The 19,268-nt window shown below is 65.7% G+C and carries 14 protein-coding genes; 7 read left to right on the top strand and 7 right to left on the bottom strand.

Going from position 1 to position 19,268, the window contains the following annotated elements; translation table 11 throughout:
* Positions 1-53: 53 nt before the first annotated feature.
* The 7 genes from VW23_RS08645 to VW23_RS08615 all read right to left on the bottom strand — a co-directional run bounded on the left by VW23_RS08645 (position 54) and on the right by VW23_RS08615 (position 8,682).
* Positions 54-1,067: an ABC transporter ATP-binding protein gene (locus tag VW23_RS08645; protein ID WP_069909168.1), complete on the bottom strand. Its 1,014-nt coding sequence runs from the start codon at positions 1,065-1,067 to the stop codon at positions 54-56.
* Positions 1,064-2,101 (bottom strand): ABC transporter ATP-binding protein, encoded by a 1,038-nt coding sequence (locus VW23_RS08640; protein WP_069909167.1) that lies wholly within the window; start codon positions 2,099-2,101, stop codon positions 1,064-1,066. Before VW23_RS08640 ends, VW23_RS08645 begins: the two co-directional genes overlap by 4 nt.
* On the bottom strand, positions 2,098-3,234 hold the full coding sequence (locus VW23_RS08635; RefSeq protein WP_084645785.1) for an ABC transporter permease: 1,137 nt from the start codon (positions 3,232-3,234) through the stop codon (positions 2,098-2,100). Before VW23_RS08635 ends, VW23_RS08640 begins: the two co-directional genes overlap by 4 nt.
* Entirely contained in the window at positions 3,231-4,217 is a 987-nt protein-coding gene (locus VW23_RS08630) for an ABC transporter permease (RefSeq protein WP_069909166.1), read from the bottom strand. The genes VW23_RS08635 and VW23_RS08630 overlap by 4 nt, the downstream gene beginning before the upstream one ends.
* A 62-nt stretch (positions 4,218-4,279) precedes the next feature.
* Entirely contained in the window at positions 4,280-6,214 is a 1,935-nt protein-coding gene (locus VW23_RS08625) for an ABC transporter substrate-binding protein (protein ID WP_176730360.1), read from the bottom strand.
* A 151-nt stretch (positions 6,215-6,365) separates the two neighbouring features.
* Positions 6,366-7,454, bottom strand: a complete 1,089-nt coding sequence (locus VW23_RS08620; RefSeq protein WP_069909164.1) for a sialidase family protein — start codon at positions 7,452-7,454, stop codon at positions 6,366-6,368.
* A 136-nt stretch (positions 7,455-7,590) separates the two neighbouring features.
* Positions 7,591-8,682, bottom strand: a complete 1,092-nt coding sequence (locus VW23_RS08615; protein ID WP_176730359.1) for a sialidase family protein — start codon at positions 8,680-8,682, stop codon at positions 7,591-7,593.
* Positions 8,683-9,027: 345 nt separating this feature from the next.
* On the opposite strand from VW23_RS08615, the gene VW23_RS08610 reads away from it, so the two are divergent.
* The 7 genes from VW23_RS08610 to VW23_RS08580 all read left to right on the top strand — a co-directional run bounded on the left by VW23_RS08610 (position 9,028) and on the right by VW23_RS08580 (position 19,236).
* The gene (locus VW23_RS08610) at positions 9,028-10,959 is read left to right on the top strand and encodes an ABC transporter substrate-binding protein (protein ID WP_069909162.1); all 1,932 of its coding nucleotides are present in this window, start codon (positions 9,028-9,030) and stop codon (positions 10,957-10,959) included.
* Between the two features lie 201 nt (positions 10,960-11,160).
* On the top strand, positions 11,161-13,269 hold the full coding sequence (locus VW23_RS08605; protein WP_069909161.1) for an alpha-amylase family protein: 2,109 nt from the start codon (positions 11,161-11,163) through the stop codon (positions 13,267-13,269).
* 6 nt (positions 13,270-13,275) lie between these two features.
* Positions 13,276-14,265, top strand: coding sequence for an ABC transporter permease (locus tag VW23_RS08600; RefSeq protein ID WP_069909160.1), 990 nt, complete (start codon positions 13,276-13,278; stop codon positions 14,263-14,265).
* Positions 14,266-14,273: 8 nt separating this feature from the next.
* Positions 14,274-15,422 (top strand): ABC transporter permease, encoded by a 1,149-nt coding sequence (locus VW23_RS08595; protein ID WP_069909171.1) that lies wholly within the window; start codon positions 14,274-14,276, stop codon positions 15,420-15,422.
* Entirely contained in the window at positions 15,412-17,106 is a 1,695-nt protein-coding gene (locus VW23_RS08590; protein ID WP_069909159.1) for an ABC transporter ATP-binding protein, read from the top strand. The genes VW23_RS08595 and VW23_RS08590 overlap by 11 nt, the downstream gene beginning before the upstream one ends.
* A 13-nt stretch (positions 17,107-17,119) precedes the next feature.
* Positions 17,120-17,986 (top strand): NAD(P)-dependent oxidoreductase, encoded by an 867-nt coding sequence (locus VW23_RS08585; RefSeq protein WP_069909158.1) that lies wholly within the window; start codon positions 17,120-17,122, stop codon positions 17,984-17,986.
* A gap of 8 nt (positions 17,987-17,994) precedes the next feature.
* Entirely contained in the window at positions 17,995-19,236 is a 1,242-nt protein-coding gene (locus tag VW23_RS08580; RefSeq protein ID WP_084645780.1) for an ROK family transcriptional regulator, read from the top strand.
* The last annotated feature ends 32 nt before the right edge of the window (positions 19,237-19,268 follow it).

Raw genomic sequence — 19,268 nt, 5'->3', positions numbered from 1 at the left:
GGGCGGTCCCCCTCCCCCGCCACGCGGGGGAGGATCACGGAGAGGCCGGCGCCCTAAGCCACCCCACGCAGATTCAGCGCCTCGGCAAAATGACACGCTGCGAGATGCGGGCCCGTAACCCCCTCCACCTGCCGCAACGGCGGCACCGTGCTCCGGCACACCTCCTGCGCATACGGACATCTCGGGTGGAACGGGCAGCCGGATGGGCGGTTGGCCGGGTCGGCGACTTCGCCGCGGATCGCCACGCGTTCGCGACGCACATGCGGGTCGGGCTCCGGCACGGCCGAGAGCAGCGCCTCGACATAGGGCATCTTCGGGGTGCGGAGCAGCGCCTCGGTTTCGGCGAACTCGACGATCCGGCCCAGATACATCACCGCCACCCGGTCGCACTGGTGTTCGATCACGCCGAGGTCGTGCGAGATGAAGAGGTAGGTGGTGCCCAGCCGCTCCTGGATGTCGCTCAGAAGGTTCAGCACCTGCGCCTGCACCGACACATCGAGGGCCGACACCGCCTCGTCGCAGACGACGAAATCCGGCTCCAGCGCCAGCGCCCGAGCGATGCCGATGCGCTGCCTTTGGCCGCCGGAAAAGGTGTGCGGGTAGCGCAGCAGGTAGCTGGCATTGAGCCCGACCAGCTCGAGCAGCTCCACCACCCGGTCGCGGCGCTGCTTGTGCGTGAGGTGATCGAGGCAGATCAGTGGTTCGGCGATGATCGCCTCGACATTCATGCGCGGGTTGAGCGAGGCATAGGGATCCTGGAACACCATCTGCATCTTGCGCCGGATGCGCTTCAGCTCGGTGCGGCCGAGCTTGGCGACATCGACCGTGCCATCCTTGTCGTGAAACAGGATCTCGCCGGCGCTGGGCTCGATGGCGCGGAGAATGGCGCGGCCGGTGGTGGATTTGCCGCAGCCGCTTTCTCCGACCAGCCCCAGCGTTTCGCCCCGCATGATGGTCAGGTCGATGCCGTCGATGGCGCGCACCTCGCCGGTGACGCGGCGCGACAGGCCGGAATGGATCGGGAAGCGCTTGCTCAGCCCCCGGATCTCGAGCAGCGCCTCACTCATGCGGCCTCCAGCGCGACCGAAGCCGCCAGCACTTCGGGGTAGAGCAGGCACCGGGCCCGGTGTCCGGGCGCCACCTCGGCCATTCGGGGCTTCACCACATCACAGAGCCCGGCGACCGCTTTGGGGCAGCGCGGGTGGAAGGCGCAGCCGGGCAGTTCGGCGAGGGCAGGCGGCACCGAACCGCGCATTGCCGGCAGCCGCTCGCGCTTGCCGCGCCGGCTGCCGAGCCGCGGCACCGAGCCGAGCAGGCCTTGCGTGTAGGGGTGCCTGGGCGCATCGAACAGCGCTTCGGTAGTGGTCTCCTCGACCACCTCGCCCAGATACATCACCGCGACCCGCCTTGTGGTGCGCGCCACGACGCCCAGATCATGGGTGATCAGCAGCACCGTCATCCCTAGTTCCTGCTGCAGCCGCTGCAGCAGTTCGAGAATCTGCGCCTGGATGGTGACGTCGAGCGCGGTGGTCGGCTCGTCCGCCACCAGCACGTCGGGCTTGCAGGCCAACGCCATGGCGATCATGGCGCGCTGCCGCATGCCGCCCGACAGTTTGAACGGATGGGCATCGAAGTGCTGCCGTGGATTGGGCATGCCGACCAGCTCGAGCATCTCGATCGAACGTTCCTTCGCGGCGCGCTTACCGAGCTTTTCGTGGATCAGCAGCATCTCGGCGATCTGGTTGCCGATGGTGTGGACCGGTGAGAAGGCGGTCATCGGCTCCTGGAAGATCATCGCCAGCCGGCGGCCGCGGATGGCGCGCATCGGCGCGCCGTCCGGGTCGAGGGCGGCGAGGTCGACCGGTGGGGTCTTGCCGTCATCGAGGACGATCGAGCCGGCGGTGATCCGCATCGGCGACGGCGTGATGTTCAGCAACGCCCGCGCCGTCATCGATTTGCCGCAGCCGCTTTCGCCGACCAGCCCAGTGGTGGCGGCGCGGGGGAGGTCGAGGTCGATGCCGCGTAATGGCCGCAGCATGCCGTGCCGGCTGCGCGCCGCGACCTCGAGCCCACGAATGGAAATGATCGGGCCGTCGGTCACTTAAAACTCTCCCGCGAGAACGGGTCGGCCGCATCGCGCAGGCCATCGCCGAGGAAGTTGAAGGCGAGCACGGTGACGATCACCAGCGCGCCGGGCAGCAGCAGCCAGGGGGCGGTGGCCAGCGTGTTGACGTTTTGCGCATCCTGCAGCAGCACGCCCCAGCTCAGCGCCGGTGGGGTGAGGCCGATGCCGAGAAAGCTCAGCGCCGTTTCGGCGAGGATCATCGAGGGGATCGACAGCGTCACCGAGGCGATGATGTGGCTCATGAAACTGGGCAGCAGGTGCTTGCCGATGATGCGGGCTTCGCTGGCCCCCGCGAGCCGCGCCGCCATGACGAAATCCTCTTCGCGCAGCGACAGGAAGCGGCCGCGCACCACCCGGGCGAGATCGGTCCAGCCGACCAGCGACAGGATGACGGTGATGCCGAAATAGACCTGGATGGTGGTCCAGTCATGCGGCAGCGCCGCCGCCAGTGCCATCCACAGGGGGATCGAGGGGAAGCACTGGATGATCTCAATCAGCCGCTGCACCGTGAGATCGACCCAGCCGCCGAAATAGCCGGAGATGCCGCCAAGGATGACGCCCAGCACCAGGCTGATGGCGACCCCGACGAGGCCGATCGACAGCGAGATGCGCGAGCCATAGACCATACGCGAGAACACGTCGCGCCCCAGGCTATCGGTGCCCATCAGGAAGAAGGCGCCGCCCTTGTCGACGCCGACGAGGTGCATGTCGTTGGGGAAGAGGCCGAACCAGCTGTGTCGGTCACCGGCAATGAACAGCTGCACCGGGTAGCGCTTGGACGTGTCGATGGCGTAGACGCGCTTGAAGGTCTTGCGATCGAGCTGCTGCGACACGCCGAAGGCGACCGGCGGCCAGACGAATTCGCCGTCGACCATCACCGTCGGCCAGCTCGGCGGCGAGAACGGCAGGCCGGTGCGGCTCTCTGGGTCGAAGGGCGCGATCCAGTTGGCAAAGATCGCCGTCAGGTACAGCGCCGCGATCACCCAGATGCTCGCGACCGCCAGCCGGTGGGCGCGGAACTTGTACCACATCAGGGTGAGCGGCGATTCGACCGGCGCGCTTCGCACGCTTCCGGCGCCGATCGGTATGGGTTTGGCCGTAACGCTCATGACAGCCGGATCCTGGGGTCGAGCCAGGCGAGGAGGATGTCGGAGATCAGCACGCCAATGACCGTCAGCACCGCCAGCATCAGCACGAACGCACCGGCGAGGTAGGTGTCCTGGCTGAGCAGCGCCGCATAGAGCAGCGGCCCGGTGGTCGGCAGGTTGAGGACGATCGAGACGATCACCTCGCCCGAAATCATCCCCGGCAGGATGAAACCCATCGACGATACGAACGGGTTCAGCGCGATGCGCACTGGGTATTTGAGGATCAGCAGCATCGGGTGCAGGCCCTTCGACCGCGCCGTCTCGACATAAGGTTTGCGCAACTCATCGAGCACGTTGGCACGGGTGATGCGGATGAGGCCCGCCGTGCCGGCGGTGCCGACGATCACCACGGGAATCCAGAGGTGACTGAGGAGGTCGATGAACTTGTCGAGGCTCCACGGCGCATTGAGGTACTGCGGCGAAAACAGCCCGCCGATCGACAGCCCGAAATAGCGGTTCGAGACGTAGAGGAAGGTCAGCGCCAGCATGAAATTGGGAATGCCGAGGCCGAGAAAACCGAGGATGGTGAAGAAGTAATCGCCGAGCGAATACTGCTTCACCGCCGAAAAGATGCCGATTGGCAGCGCCACGCTCCAGGCGAACAGCAGCGAGCAGGTGGCGACGAGGAAGGTGGTGGGCAGCCGCTCGATGATCAGCTGGCTAACCGGCAGGCGCCACTCGAACGAGTAGCCGAAATTGCCGTCGAAGACGATGTTGCCGAGCCACTTGAAGTACTGCACCCAGATCGGGTCATTGAGGCCGTAGCGCAGGCGCAGCGCGTCGATCGTCGCCTGGTCGACCGTGGTGCCGAGCGCTTCGAGCCGCGCGATGTAGGAGCTCAGATAGTCGCCGGGCGGCAGCTGGATGATGATGAACGAGATGACCGAGATCACGATCAGCGTCGGCACCATCCAGATGAGCCGTCTCAGTACGAAACCCCACATCGCATCGCCCCGGGCCGAAAAGGAGGAGCGGGTTGCCCCGCTCCTTTAGTTGGCAGGAAGACTTACTGAGCCAGATAGAACTGCTCGGGATGATAGCGCGCCATGTAGCCCCAGTCCCATGAGGCCATGCCCTGTTCCGGGATATTGCGCATGGCGTTGGAGACGATCAGCGGCTGCGGGAACGCTCCGACCGTGCCGATGGTCCAGGCGCCGTCGGCATTGGCCTTGACCACGGCCTTGCAGCCTTCGACCAGCGCCTCGGGCGTGCCGGTGGCCTTGGCCTTTTCCCAGGCGGCCATGGCGTCCTTCATGTCCCGCGGAGGCTCTTCGCCCTTTTCGCCATGGGTCTCGAACCAGGTGGCCCAAAGGGTCGCGAAGGCGCCGTGCCGCTGCGTTCTCGGGATGATCTTGGGGCCGGTCACCCAGAGCGGGTCGGTGGCGCTGTCGGCGTGCCACAGCCCCATATCGTGCTGGTTGGAGGTGGTGAACTCGAAGTAGAGGCTGCGCTCCACCTCGCGCACGTCGAAGTTGAGGCCGATATTGCGGAAGTAGGTCTGGGTCAGTTCGACGATCTTGCGCTTGGCATCGCCGCCTTCGCCCGGCCAGTAGGTGAGGGTGAACTTGAACGGCTTGCCGTTGGGTAGGGTGCGCCACTCGCCATCCATCTTCATGCCGATCTCGTCGAGCAGCGCCTTGGCGCCATCGGGATCGAACTGGGTGTTGGTCTTGGAGACCGCTTCATCCCAGCAGCGTCCGCCGATCGGCAGGATCGAGTTCTGCATCGGCGTGCCGAGCCCGAAGAACACCAGCTCGTTGATCTCGTCGCGGTTGATGGCGATCTCGAGCGCCTTCCTGAACCGGATGTCCTGGAACAGGGCGCGCTTGTCGGGATCGGCGACGGTCTGGTTCAGCATCATGTTGGCGATGTTGGTGAAGCCGGCGCTGTATTCGAGCACGCGGTACCCACCCTTTTCGGCATTGTCGATGAACACCGGCATCTGCGTGATGGTGGTGTTCTCGAGCGCCAGGTCGGCTTCGCCCGAGGAGGCCTTGAGCGTGTAGACCTCGGGGTTCTGCACCAGGTCGACATCGACCTTGTCGATATAGGGCAGTTGGTTCCCTTCGGTGTCGACCTTGAAATAGAAGGGGTTGCGCTCGAGGATCAGGTGGCTGCCAATGGCCGACACCGGCTTGAAGGCGCGGATCACCGGGCTGTCGAAATTGGCGACGCCGAACACGTCGTCGCTCAGCGCCTTCTGCGCGAACAGCTCAGCCCAGGTGGCGTAGCCGGCAGCCTTCGCCATCTCGGCGAGCTTGGCCGGATCGGCATATTTGGGGTGGAACGGCTTCAGGAAGTGCGCCGGCAGGAAGATCTGCCCCTGATAGCCATCGCGGGCGATCAGGAGCTCGATCAGCCGGTTCGGCGCCTTGAAGTCGAGCTTGAAGGTCTGCTCGTCGACCACCGTCACCGTCATCGGCTCGCCGGCCGACATCCAGTCGCCAGGCATGGTCGGGGTCAGCTCGGCATTGTTGATGACGTCATCCCACCAGAAGGCGATATCGGCGGTGGTGAACGGCTCGCCATCGGACCATTTGAGGCCCTTGCGCAGCGTCATCGTGAGGGTCTTGTCGTCGTTCGACCATTCCCAGGATTGCGCCAGGTTCGGCTCGATCGTCGCGCCGTCCTCGGCGTTGAGCCGGGTCAGCGACTCGATGCCCACCACCGAGGTGGCGTCGCCGAATTCTTCGGTCGATGAGCGCATGGCGCGCGCCGTGCCGCCATAGCTGCCGACCTCGGAGACCGGCGTGACCACCAGCGGCTCGGGTGGCAGGCGCTGCTCGATCGGCGGCAGGCTGCCATCGGCAACGGCCGCGTCGAGCATGGGAGACTGTTGGAATGCGGCCGCCCCGAAGGCCGTGGTCGAAAGCAACAAAGTCGCGAGGGCGGCGGTGCCGACAAGGCGCCGGCTCCATCCCCCGATTGTGCTGAGTGTCATAACGCTTCCCCTTTCCTGACTTCTTCCGAAGTCCCCTCGGGCTGGCCATGTCCCGGAAACTGTCCGCCCCCTCGGCGGCAAGGCTCCGTTCTGGCAATGGCGCGGTCCGATCTCCTTTCCGGCCTGCCCCATGGCAGGCCCCGTAGTCGCGTCAGGGCGCCCAGATGGTGGCGCCGATGAAGCGCTCGCCGAGCGCCTCGTTGAAGTAGTAGGCGGTGACCAGCTCACCGGCCGCATTGGCGACGGTGCGCGGATAGCCGAGATCGTGGTTGCCGCCATTGCGCCTGAGATGGCGGGCGGCGCTCCAGCTCCGCCCGCCATCGGACGAGATGCGTGCATCGATGGTGTAGGGCGCATCGCGATTGCCGTAGGTCAGGGCGATCCGGCCATCCGGCAAAAGGTTCAGCGTCGCCGGGTTGCCGAGGTGGTTGGCATGCCGGTCACGGAAGGCGGTGGCAATGCTCGGGCCGTCCCAGCTCTTGCCGTTGTCGGTGGAGCGGTAGATCTCGACGGTGTAGTCCTGGCCATGCCCGGCGCGGGTGGCGACGAGAATGGTGCCGTCCTTGAGCCGCACGCTCGCCGGCATGATGCCGTGGTCGAGATCGGGCAGTTCCTCGCCGATCCAGCTGAGAAAGTTCCAGCTGATCCCACCGTCGCGCGTCTCGGCCGCGAACATCCGGCCTTCGACCCCATCGGCCTTGTTGGCGGTGAGAAAGACGATGAGGTGGCTCTTGTCCAGCACCAGGTAATCGGTGCGGGCAGCGACGCCGGCCCAGACGAATTGCGGAAAGGCGAATGGTCCCTGCCAGCTCTTCGCCCGGTCGCGCGACAGGTAGTAGAAGCTGCGGCAGCCCGGCTCCAGCCCATCGCGGGCACACATCAGGGCGAAGTCGGGATGGGTGAAATCCACCGCTTCAGTTTGCGGCTTCGGCCCCTCCGGCCCATCGAGCAGCTCGCCGACGCGCAGGCCTGCCGCCATGTGCTCGTCGGCCGAGAGGCCGCGGCCGCCGGGGGTCTTGCCGGGGAACGGGATCACCGTCCAGCTGCGGCCGCCATCGAGCGAACGGGCCTGATGGGTCAGCGCCGGGTAGTTTTCATTGCGGGCGTGGAACTCGGCGTCACGCTCGTAATGGCAGGTGACGAAGCCGACGACCAACTCGTCGCCCCAGGCCCACATGCCGTAATTGGCAGGCCAGCCCGCGAAGCGCCCCGGTTCTGAGTAGACGGTTACCTGCTCCACGGCGAGTCCCCGAAAGAGCCAGAGGCGGACCCCTGCTGATGGTATATTGTCAGCAATAAAATCGCTGCACAAGCCAAGCCGCGGAGCGGCTCAATCGGTTGGGACATGGTGTCGATCGCTGGGTGGGTGTTGAGGCTCATGGTCGCCAGCGCGTGGCGCCGATGAAGCGCTCGGTTCTGGCGTCCTCGTTGAAATAATAGGCGGTGACCAGGGTGCCGTCGGCCGCCGACACGGTGCGCGGATAGCCGAGATCATGGCTGCCGCCGCCGCTGCGCAGCACGATGGTCGGGCCCCAGGTCTCGCCATTGTCGGATGAGACCTTGGCGTCGATGCTGTAGGGGGCGTCGCGGTTGCCGTAGGTCATCACTACCCGACCATCCGCCAGCTGGTTCAGCGTGCCGGGATTGCCGAGGTGGTTCCTGGCATTGTCCTTGAACGCCGCCGCGACCTGCATCGGCCCCCAGGTTCGTCCCAGGTCCCGCGAGCGATAGGTCTCCATGGTGTAGTCCTGGCCGTGCCCGGCGCGCACGACCACGAGGATATCGCCATTTTTGAGCATCAGGCTCGCCGGCATGATGCCGTGGTCTTTGTCCCAGAGCTCCTCGCCGATCCAGCTGAGGAATTTCCAGGTCAAACCGCCGTCCCGCGTCTCGGCCGAGAATACCCGGCCTTCCTCGCCGTCGAACTTGTTGGCGGTGAGAAAGACGATCAGGTGATGCTGGTTGACCACCACATAGTCGGTGCGCGCGGCGACGCCGGCCCAGACAAACTGCGGCCACTTGAACGGGCCCTGCCAACTCTTCGCCCGGTCATAAGAATAGTAGAAGAACGACTGCACGCCCGGCTCGAGCCCGGTACGGGCCGCCATGAAGGCGAAGTCGGGATGGGTGAAGTCGATCTTTTCGGTGAGATCGGCCGGCCCTTCCGGACCGTCCATCACCTCTTCGAGCTTCAGCCCCTTGATCATGTGCTCGTCGGCCGACAATGCCCGACCGCCGGGCAGCCGGCCAGGAAACGGCCCATAGCTCCAGGTCCTGCCGCCGTCGAGGCTGCGCGCCATGGTGGTTGTGGTGGGTTGCGAGCGGTCGCGGGCGTGGAAGCCGGAATTGGCATTGAAGGTCGAGACGGTGAAGCCGACGACCAGTTCATCGCCCCAGGCCCACATGCCGTAATTGGCGGGCCAGCCGGCGAATTTCCCCGGTTCGCGAAAGATCGTCACCTGCTCCACGGACCCCTCCAGCCTGCATAATGTCGACATTATCCACGATGCGGCACCCACCGTAACCGGTCAAGCGGAAAATAGATGATTGTCAGCAATGTTCGGCGTACGGGTCTGGATCGTTTGTCAGCGGCCATGACCATAATCCCATATGAGCAGGCCTGATAAGTCGGATTCGGCGAGTGAAGTGCAACTTTCGTCATGCATTTGTCATGGGCCTTGACAAAGTAGGCGTTGGCGCTACCGTTTAGCTCAGCATTGCCTCGGGGGTGTTGAGGCAATCGCGGCCGGCGGGACGCTGGTACGCGGCGGGAGCAAGGGGCTCCACGCGCAGCAATCAGGGGAACATGTGAGATGATCAAGCTATCCAGGAGACTGTTCGTCACGTCGTCCTTGGCGACGCTCGCCGCTGCGGCGACTGGTCTCGGTCCGGCGCTCGCCGCTGCGATCGGCGAGGCGCCGATGCTGAAGGCGCTGGCCGATGCCGGGACGCTCCCGCCGCTGGTGGACCGCCTGCCCAAGAACCCGATGGTGGTGACCCCGCTCAGGGAAGTGGGCAAGTACGGCGGCACCTGGCGCTCGACCATTGTCGGCGGCGGTTCGCTGTCGATGCTGTTCCGCTACCAGGCCTATGAGCCGCTGATGCGCTACAACCCGGAATGGACCGGGGTGATCCCGAACGTCGCCGAGTCCGTCGTCGCCAACGATGCCGCCACCGAATTCACCTTCAAGCTGCGCGAGGGCCACAAGTGGTCCGACGGCCAGCCCTACACCACCGACGACGTGATGTTCTGGTACGAGGACGTGTTCTCCAACCCCGACATCGAGGTCACCAACCAGGACCACCTGATCATCGGTGAAGACAAGGCGGTGTTCGCCAAGGTCGACGCGCTCACCTTCACGGTCAGCTTCAAGAGCTCGAACGGGTTATTCCTCCTGCTGCTCGCCTGGGCCGACAGCGACCAGACCACGCGTTTCCCCAAGCACTACCTCAGCCAGTTCCTGCCCAAGTACAATCCGGACGCCGATAAGCTCGCGACCGACCAGGGCCTGTCGGGCTGGGTCCAGCTGTTCCAGAAGAAATCCGGAGCGGCGCTCGAGGACGACTTCTTCACCAACAGCGAGATCCCCGTCCTCCACCCGTGGAAGATGAAGGTGGCGCCGGGCGAGAGCACCGAGCATGCCATTGCCGAACGCAACCCCTACTATTTCAAGGTCGATACTGCCGGCAACCAGCTGCCCTATCTCGACAGCATCGACTACGTGCTGGTCGCCGACGCCCAGGTCCTGTTGCTCAAGTGCCTGCAGGGCGAGATCGACCTGCTCGACCAGTATATCGGGACCCCGACCAACAAGTCGGTGCTGTTCGATGGCAAGGAACGCGGCGGCTACGACTTCTATACGACGCTGTCGACCCAGCCGAACGAGATGGCGATCTGCCTCAACATGACCCATCCGGACAAGGTCAAGGCGGAGCTCTATTCGAACAAGGATTTCCGCATCGGGCTGTCGCATGCCATCGACCGGCAGGCGCTGATCGACTCGGTGTTCGTCGGCATCGGCTCGCCGTCGCAGCCGGCGATCGCCGAGGGCGATCCGCTCTACAACGAGCGGTTGGCGAAGCAATTCACCGAGTTCGATCTCGCCAAGGCCAATGAATTCCTCGACAAGGCCGCGCCCAACAAGGATGCCGATGGCTATCGCCTCGACAGCTCGGGCCGCCGCATCACCATCATCGTCGAGCAGGATCAGAACCGGCTCGAAATGGTCGACATGATGCAGCTGATGATGCCGATGCTGAAGGCGGTCGGTATTGACGGCCAGCTCAAGCTGATCGACCGCTCGCTGTGGGAGGTGCGCATCCGCCAGAACATGGATTACGACGCCACCACCAACCGCTTCGGCGGCGGCATCGGTCTCGCCGCCATGCTCGATCCGCGCTACTTCGTGCCCTATAGCGGCAACGCCTTCTACGCCATGGGCTGGCAGATCTGGTACAACGACAAGACCGCCGCCAATGCCGTCGAGCCGCCGGCCCAGGTGCAGGACGCGCTCAAGCTCTATGACGTCGTCAAGAGCACGGTCGACGATGCAAAGCGCGTCGAGGCGTTCAAGCAGATCCTCGAGATCGCCGCCGACCAGTTCTACTGCATCGGTATCAAAGTGCCCAACGATGCCTATGGCATCGTGCGCAACGACTTCCACAACGTGCCTGAGAAGATGCCGAACTCCTTCGGCTACCCCACTCCGGCGCCGACCAATCCCGAGCAGTACTTCAAGGCCTGACCCGGCCTGACCGGGGAGTCCCCCAGGGCTTCCCGGCCTCTGACCGGGGACGCCTGACAGCTCCCCGGTCCTTTTCTCAGACGCATCAGAGCGAGATCAGGAAAAGTTGCAGACTTTTCCGGTTCGATCTCGCGACAAAACAAGGGCCCGGATCAGCAGGACGTTTCGACGAAACGGCATGCTGAGCTGGCGGTAACAACGATGAACAGCACAGCCGAGGCCCTGAGCGGTCTCAGGTCACCCACCTGGTATGAAGGCGCGACGCGCTGGACACAGCTCACCCTGGTCGAGGACGATCCGGGGAACTACGACCTCGATTTCTGGCTCGGCGTGTTCGATGAGACCCAGTCGAATGCCACCTGCCTCTCGGCCGGCGGCTATGTCGCCTACTACCCGAGCAAGCTCCCGCTGCACTATGTCAGCCGCCATATCGGCGACGGCGATCCGTTCGGCGACCTGGTGGCCGGGGCGCGGCAGCGCAACATGCATGTCGTCGCCCGCGTCGATCCGCACGCCGTGCATGCCGACGTCGCGGCGGCGCATCCGGAATGGATTTCGGTCACCGCCGAGGGCGAACTCAGGAAGCACTGGTCGTTTCCCGACGCCTACGTCACCTGCGCCTGGGGTGGCTATAACCGCGACTTCATGAGCGAGGTGATCCGCGAGATCGCCGCCGGCTACGATATCGACGCCATCTTCGCCAACCGCTGGTCCGGTCATGGCGTCTGCTACTGCGCCCATTGCACCAGTGATTTCCGCTTGAAGACCGGCCGCGAGCTGCCGCGCCGGCGTGATCCATTCGATCCGACCTGGCAGGCCTGGCTGGCCTGGTCGCGCGATGTGCTCACCGAACTCGTCGGGCACTGGAACGGTATCGTTGCCTCCGAGCGTCCGCATGGCCGCTTCATTCCCAATATCGGCAACTCCTCGATGCTCGACTTCGCCCTCGACGAGGTGAAACGCTATTGCCCGATCCTGTTCGTCGACCACCAGGGGCGCACCGGCGTGGTGCCGATCTGGTCGGCCGGGCGCGACGGCAAGCGCATGCGCGGCGTCATGGGTGACAAGCCGATTGGCCTCGTCACCTCCACCTCGGTTGAGGAGAAGTGGCGCTGGAAGGACTCGGTGCAGTCGCCCGAGGAAATCCGCATGTGGATGATCGATGGTATGGCGCATGGGCTGAGGCCCTGGCTCACCAAGTTCAACGCCAAGGTGCACGACAATCGCTGGCTGCCGCCGATCGTCGAAACCTACAGCCTCCATGCCGAGCTCGAGCCGGTGCTGTCAAAGCTGGCGCCGACTGCCGAGATCGCCCTGCTCGACCCCAGCACCACGCTCCGTACCTGGCATTCCGACGACCGCGACAATGCCGAGGGGCACGAACTCGGCTTCTATCACGCGCTGGTCGAAGCCCGGATGCCGTTCGACCTGCTCTCCGACCTGGTGATGACCGACGCGGCGCTCGACCGCTACCGGCTGATCGCCGTCGCCAATGCGGCGTTCCTGTCCGACGCGCAGTGCGACATGCTCACCCGCTATGTCGAACGCGGCGGTGCGCTGGTCACCAGTTTCGAGACCTCGCTCTATGACGAGCACGGGGTGCAGCGGCCCGATTTCGGGCTCTCCCGCCTGTTCGGCGCCAGCGTCGCCGGGCCAACCGAAGGGCCGGTCAAGAACACCTACATCGCGCTCGACGGCGACGATCACCCGATCCTCCGTGGCTTTGACGGCGCCTCGCGCATCATGGGCGGCACCCGTCGCATCCCGCTCGATGTGCATGGTCCCGCCGACGTGCCCTTCCGCTTCGTGCCGCACTTCCCCGATCTGCCGATGGAGGAAATTTACGCGCGGGAGCCAGCCCTCGAACCTGCGGTGCTGGCCCGACAGGTCGGCAAGGGCCGGGTGGTCTATTTCCCCTGGAACATCGGCGAGATCTTCTGGGAAGTGACCAATGCCGATCACTCGCGGCTGCTCGACAACGCCTTCCGCTGGGCGCTGGGTACCCCGGCGCGGGTGCAGTCGGCCGGCCCCGGCATCGTCGACATTGCCACGCGAGATGGCGCGGGCCAGATTTCGGTGCACCTCGTGAACCTCACCAACCCGATGATGATGAAGGGCCCGATCCGCGAAACCATTCCGCTGCGGGGTCAGTCGGTGTCCGTCGCCTTGCCGCCTGGCGCCACGACGGCGACGGCGCTGCTGCTGGTGTCGCGGCTGGTGCCGGCCACCAGCCTTCAGGCCGGGCGGCTGCATGTCGATCTACCTGAGATCCACACCAACGAGGTGGTGCTCGTCGAGTTCGGGCCCTGACCGCGCATGCTGCTCTATATCCTCAAGCGCCTGCTCTACATGGTCCCGACACTGTTCGGCATGTCGCTGGTATCGTTCCTGATCATCCAGCTGCCGCCCGGTGACTTCCTGACCTCGCTGACCTCGGCGATCGCCGATTCCGGGCAGTCGCTCGACCAGGCCTCGATCGACCGGCTGACCGCGCTCTACGGGCTCGATCAGCCGTTCTACGTGCAGTACTGGAACTGGATCTCCAACATCATCTTCCGCGGCGATTTCGGCTGGTCGTTCGACTGGGGCCAGCCGGTGAGCCGGCTGCTCTGGGATCGCATGGGAGTGACGATTTTCGTCTCGGCGCTGAGCCTGGTGTTGATCTGGGCGCTGGCCATTCCGATCGGCATCTATTCGGCGGTGCGCCGCTACTCGATCGGCGACTATGTCTTCACCTTCCTCGGCTTTGTCGGGCTCGCGGTGCCGACCTTCATCCTGGCGCTGGGGCTGATGTATGTGAGCTTCACCTGGTTCGGCCTCAATGTCGGCGGGCTGTTCTCGCCCGAATACGAGCAGGCGCCCTGGAGCCTCGCCAAGCTCCTCGACCTGCTGCAGCATTTGTGGATCCCGGTGGTGGTGATCGCCATCTCGTCGACCGCGGCGCTGATCCGGGTGATGCGCGCCAATCTCTCCGACGAGCTCAGTAAGCCCTATGTCGTCACCGCCCGCGCCAAGGGCCTCTCCGAGTTCACCCTGATCATGCGCTATCCGGTGCGCCTTGCGCTCAACCCGTTCGTTTCGACCATCGGCTGGGTGCTGCCCTCGCTGATCTCGGGCGTCACCATCACGGCGATCGTGCTCAACCTGCCGATGGCCGGCCCGCTGCTGCTGCGCGCGCTGGTCAGCCAGGACATGTATCTCGCCGGCGCCTTCATCCTGATCATGAGCGTCTTGACGCTGATCGGCATGCTGCTGTCCGACATCCTGCTCGCCGTGCTCGATCCGCGCGTCAGGTATCAGCGATGAGCGGCGTCGTGTCAGACGAAGAACTGTCCCTGCCGCCGCCGATCATCGCGCGGGCCGGCAGCTCGGCCGCTACGGCCAGCCAGTGGCGGCTGATGGCCTGGCGCTTCAGCCGCCACAAGCTGGCGGTGGTGTCGCTGGTGGTCGTGGTGCTGCTCTACCTCACCGGCATCTTCGCCGAGTTCCTCGCGCCCTACAGTCCCGAGACCACCCGGCCGCAATACACCTATGCCCCGCCGCAGGGCATCAACCTGTTCGCGCCGACTGCCGACGGTGGCTGGGCCTTCAACTTCCACGCGTCGGGCTATGACATCACCGTCGACACCGAAGCGATGCGGCGGAGCTTCACCGCCAACCCCGACAAGCTCATCCCGCTGGGGCTGTTCGTCGAGGGCCAGCCCTATCGGCTGTTCGGGCTGATCGACGCCAATATCCACCTGATCGGCGCCACCGACCCCAAGGAGGTGGTGTACCTCTTCGGCAGCGACCGGCTGGGCCGCGACGTGCTGAGCCGGCTGATCCACGGCACCCGCATCTCGATGTCGATCGGGCTGGTCGGGGTGGTGATCTCGCTTGTCCTCGGCGTGTTCTTCGGCGGCATCTCCGGCTATTACGGCGGCTGGCTCGACAGCGTCATCCAGCGGCTGATCGAGGTGATCAGCGCCATGCCCACGATCCCGTTATGGATGGGGCTGGCGGCGGCGATCCCGCTGACCTGGGGACCGATCGAGGTGTATTTCACCGTCACCGCCATCGTCTCGCTGCTCGGCTGGACTTCGCTGGCGCGCGAGGTGCGCGGCCGCTTCTTCTCGCTGCGCAACGAGGATTTCGTCACCGCGGCGCGGCTCGATGGGGCCGGCGAGATGCGGATCATCTTCCGCCAGATGCTGCCCTCGATGACCAGCCATATCCTCGCCATGGTGACCCTCGCGGTGCCGGCAATGATCATTGCCGAGACTTCCCTGTCCTTCCTCGGGGTCGGGCTGAAGCCGCCGGTGGTGAGCTGGGGCGTCATGCTGCAGGACGCCCAGAACCTCCGCGCCATCACCAGCGCCCCGTGGCTGCTGTTCTGGCCGTCCTTGTTCGTGATGATCGCAGTGCTGAGTTTCAACTTCCTCGGCGATGGCCTGCGAGACGCGGCGGATCCCTATGACAACTGAACCCGAAATCGTTCTCTCGGTCCGCGATCTCACCGTGGATTTCACCCAGCGCCAGGGCAGCTTCCGCGCCGTCGACGGCGTCAGCTTCGATCTGCGCGCCGGCCGCACGCTGGGCCTCGTCGGCGAAAGCGGCTCGGGCAAGTCCGTCACCGCGCGCGCCCTGATGCAGCTGGTCGATCCCCCCGGGCGGATCATCGGCGGTTCGATCCGGCTCGGCGACATCGACATCGCGCAACTGCCACGGCGCGGCGAAGCCATCCGCGCCATCCGCGGCGCCGATATCTCGATGATCTTCCAGGAGCCGATGAGCTCGCTGTCGCCGGTGCACACTATCGGCGCCCAGGTGATGGAGGTACTCGAGTTGCATCTGAAGCTCGACCGCAAGGCGGCGCGCGCCCGCACCATCGAGCTGCTCGGCCAGGTGGAAATCCCCAACCCCGAACAGGCGATCGATCGCTACGCCTACGAGTTCTCGGGCGGCATGCGGCAGCGGGCGATGATCGCCATGGCGCTGGCCTGCAACCCGCGCGTCCTGATCGCCGACGAGCCAACCACGGCGCTCGACGTGACCACCCAGGCCGAGGTGCTCGACCTGATCGGCCGCATCCAGCGCGAGCGCGGCATGGCGATGCTCCTCATCACCCACGACATGGGCGTGGTGGCCGAGACCGTCGACGACGTGGCGGTGATGTATCGCGGGCAGGTGGTCGAAGCCGGGCCGGTGGACCAGGTCTTCCACGGCGCCACCCACCCCTATACGCAGCGGCTGCTCGCCGCGACGCTGAAGCTCGAGCAGCCGGCAGCGCGGCCGGCGCCACCCGCCGTATCGTCGCCGATCCTCTCGCTGCGCAACCTCGGCAAGACTTATCAGCTCGGCATTGGCGCCTTCGGCGGCAAAGCCAAGGGCACGCTGCGCGCCGTCGACGCCGTCAGCCTCGAACTTGCGGCCGGTGAGACGCTGGGAATCGTCGGGGAAAGCGGTTCGGGCAAGACCACCCTGGGGCGGCTGATCCTCCGCACCGTGGAGCCGACCGATGGCGAGGTGGTCTATTCGCCGCCCGGCGCGGCGCCGGTTGTGGTGCGGACGCTCGACAAGGCGGGGCTGCGCAACCTCTACAGCGAGATCCGCTTCATCTTCCAGGATCCGTTCGCTTCGCTGAACCCGCGCATGACCGTGCGCCAGATCGTCGGCGAGCCGTTGCTGATCAACCGGCGCGGTTCATCTACCGAGATCAACGCCCGGGTCAGCCAGCTGCTCGAGCTGGTCGGGCTCGATGCCGGGATGATGAGCCGCTACCCGCACGCCTTTTCCGGCGGCCAGCGCCAGCGCATCGGCATCGCCCGGGCCCTGGCGCTCGACCCCAAGGTGCTGATCGCCGATGAGCCGACCTCGGCGCTCGATGTGTCGATCCGCAGCCAGATTCTCGATCTGTTGATCGAACTCAGGCAACGGCTGGGGCTGAGCTTTATCTTCATCAGCCACGATATCGGCGTCATCCGCTATTTCTGCGATCGGGTGGCAGTGATGCGGCGCGGCCGGGTGGTCGAGGTCGGCGATGCGCAGACCATCTGTACGTCGCCCAGCCATCCGTATACGCAGGCACTGATCTCCGCCGTGCCCTATCCCGATCCGCGCCGCCCGCGCATGCAGCAGCGCGCCCGCTACACCGAAACTTCTGTTTAGAAAGAGGAACAACATGGTCAAGGCAGCTTTCCTGGGGCTCGGCGTCATGGGCTACCCGATGGCGCGGCATCTGAAGGCCAAGGGGCACGACGTCACCGTCTACAACCGCACCACGGCCAAGGCCGAAAAGTGGGTGTCGGAGCAGGGCGGCCGGCTGGCCAAGACGCCGGCCGAGGCAGCCGCAGGGCAGGACATCGTCTTCGCCTGCGTCGGCAATGACGATGATCTGCGTCAGGTGACGCTCGGCGAGGCCGGCGCCTTCAAGGCGATGGCCAAGGGCGCGGTGTTCGTCGACCACACCACTGCTTCCGCCGGCATTGCGCGCGAACTGCATGCTGCGGCGACTGCCGCCGGCTTCGGCTTCCTCGATGCGCCGGTCTCGGGCGGGCAGGCCGGGGCCGAGAATGGCCAGTTGACCGTGATGGTCGGCGGCGACCAGGCGACCTTCGAAATCGCCCAGCCGGTGATCATGAGCTTTGCCAAGGCAGCGCGGCTGCTGGGTGACCCTGGCGCTGGCCAGCTCGCCAAGATGATGAACCAGATCTGCATCGCCGGCGTGGTGCAGGGCCTCGCCGAGGCCATCCATTTCGGCAAGCAGTCCGGCATGGATATCGAGGCGGTGATCGACGTGATTTCGAAGGGCGCCGCCCAGTCCTGGCAGATGGAGAACCGCTACAAGACCATGAATGCCGGCAAGTTCGACTTCGGCTTCGCCGTCGACTGGATGCGCAAGGATCTGGGCATCGTGCTCGAGGAAGGGCGTGCCAATGGCGCGAAGCTCCCGCTCACCGCGCTGGTCGACCAGTTCTACGCCGAAGTGCAGGCCATGGGTGGCAAGCGCTGGGATACCTCGAGCCTCCTCGCCCGGCTGGAGCGCTGACCGGCATCGTGAGCGCGCAGAGCCCCCAGGCTCCGGTTCGTCCCAGCCAGCTGCCGCCGGTGGCGCGGCAGCTGTCGGTTCGCGCCATCATGGAAACCATCCTGCTCAATGGCCCGACTTCGCGGGCCATGCTGGCCAAACACACCGGGCTGTCGCGCCAGACCACCACGCAGGTGGTGCTTGAGCTCGAGCGCGACGGCTGGCTCGAAGTCTCGGGCAAGATGCAGGGCAAGCTCGGCCGCAGCGCCCCGACCTACGAGCTCACCGCCGGCTCGGCCTATGTGCTGGGCATCCGGCTCGAGGGCGAGATCGCGCAGATCGCGCTCGCCAATATCCGCGGTGAAGTGGTGGGCGAGATCGCCGCCGCCACCGACCCGCGCGGCGGCACCCATGTGGTGCGCCAGATCGGCCTCCTCTATCGCGAACTGACCGATAGGCTCGGGGTGCCGCGCGATCGGGTGAAGCTGGTGGTGGTCGGCAGCCCCGGCGTGGTCGACCCGGTCACCGGCCATATCGACATCGCCCCCTCCATTCCGCACCTCGGCGATATCAACGTGGTCGAGGAGCTGCGCGCCGAGATCGGCGTGCCCTTGACCATCGAGAACGGCGTCAAGCTCTCGGCGCTGGGCGAGCTGTGGCAGGGCGTCGCCCGCGGGGCGCGCAACTTCGCCTACTTCGGCGTCGGGCGCGGCGTCGGCATGGGTATCGTCGCCGATGGCAAGCTCCTGCGCGGCGGGCGCGGGGCTGCCGGCGAAATCGCCTACCTGCCGCTCGGCGGCAACCCGTTCGATCCCTCGGGCTTCGCCTCGGGCACCTTCGAGACGGCGGCCAATGTCGATGCGCTGCAGCGCCGCTACGAGGCCTATGGCGGCGGCCCCGGCTTCTCGGTGACCGACATCCTCGCCGCCTATGGCCAGGGCGAGGCGGCCGCCGTCGCCGCCATCGATGAAACCGCCCGACTGCTGGCCCTCGCCATCGGCGCGGTCCATGCGGTGATCGACGCCGACCTGATCGTCTTCGGCGGCAGCATTGGGCTCAGGCCCGAGATCGTCGAACGGGTGCGCGGCCTGCTCCCCCGCCTGATGCGCGAGCCTCCGAAAGTCGAGGCCAGCGCGCTGGCCGATCGCGCCACCCTGGTGGGGGCGCTGGGCGAGGCGCTGCATCGCCTGCACGCCGAACTGTTCGGGGTCGAAGCGGTCCGTCGCGAACTGACCCTTTCGGATCTCGGCAAGGGTCGCGCGCCGCGCTGAACTGGTCGCGCGTCTGCCTTGCCGTCGTACAT

The sequence above is a fragment of the Devosia insulae DS-56 genome, assembly GCF_000970465.2.
Lineage (GTDB): Bacteria > Pseudomonadota > Alphaproteobacteria > Rhizobiales > Devosiaceae > Devosia_A > Devosia_A insulae.
Note: the sequence above shows the minus strand (reverse complement) of the source record. Positions and strands in the feature narration are given on the sequence as shown.

Coding starts and splice junctions, on each gene's coding strand:
- VW23_RS08645 (WP_069909168.1), bottom strand. CDS start 1,067: ATGAGTGAGGCGCTGCTCGAGATCCGGGGGCTGAGCAAGCGCTTCCCG.
- VW23_RS08635 (WP_084645785.1), bottom strand. CDS start 3,234: ATGAGCGTTACGGCCAAACCCATACCGATCGGCGCCGGAAGCGTGCGA.
- VW23_RS08630 (WP_069909166.1), bottom strand. CDS start 4,217: ATGTGGGGTTTCGTACTGAGACGGCTCATCTGGATGGTGCCGACGCTG.
- VW23_RS08625 (WP_176730360.1), bottom strand. CDS start 6,214: ATGACACTCAGCACAATCGGGGGATGGAGCCGGCGCCTTGTCGGCACC.
- VW23_RS08610 (WP_069909162.1), top strand. CDS start 9,028: ATGATCAAGCTATCCAGGAGACTGTTCGTCACGTCGTCCTTGGCGACG.
- VW23_RS08605 (WP_069909161.1), top strand. CDS start 11,161: ATGAACAGCACAGCCGAGGCCCTGAGCGGTCTCAGGTCACCCACCTGG.
- VW23_RS08600 (WP_069909160.1), top strand. CDS start 13,276: ATGCTGCTCTATATCCTCAAGCGCCTGCTCTACATGGTCCCGACACTG.
- VW23_RS08590 (WP_069909159.1), top strand. CDS start 15,412: ATGACAACTGAACCCGAAATCGTTCTCTCGGTCCGCGATCTCACCGTG.
- VW23_RS08585 (WP_069909158.1), top strand. CDS start 17,120: ATGGTCAAGGCAGCTTTCCTGGGGCTCGGCGTCATGGGCTACCCGATG.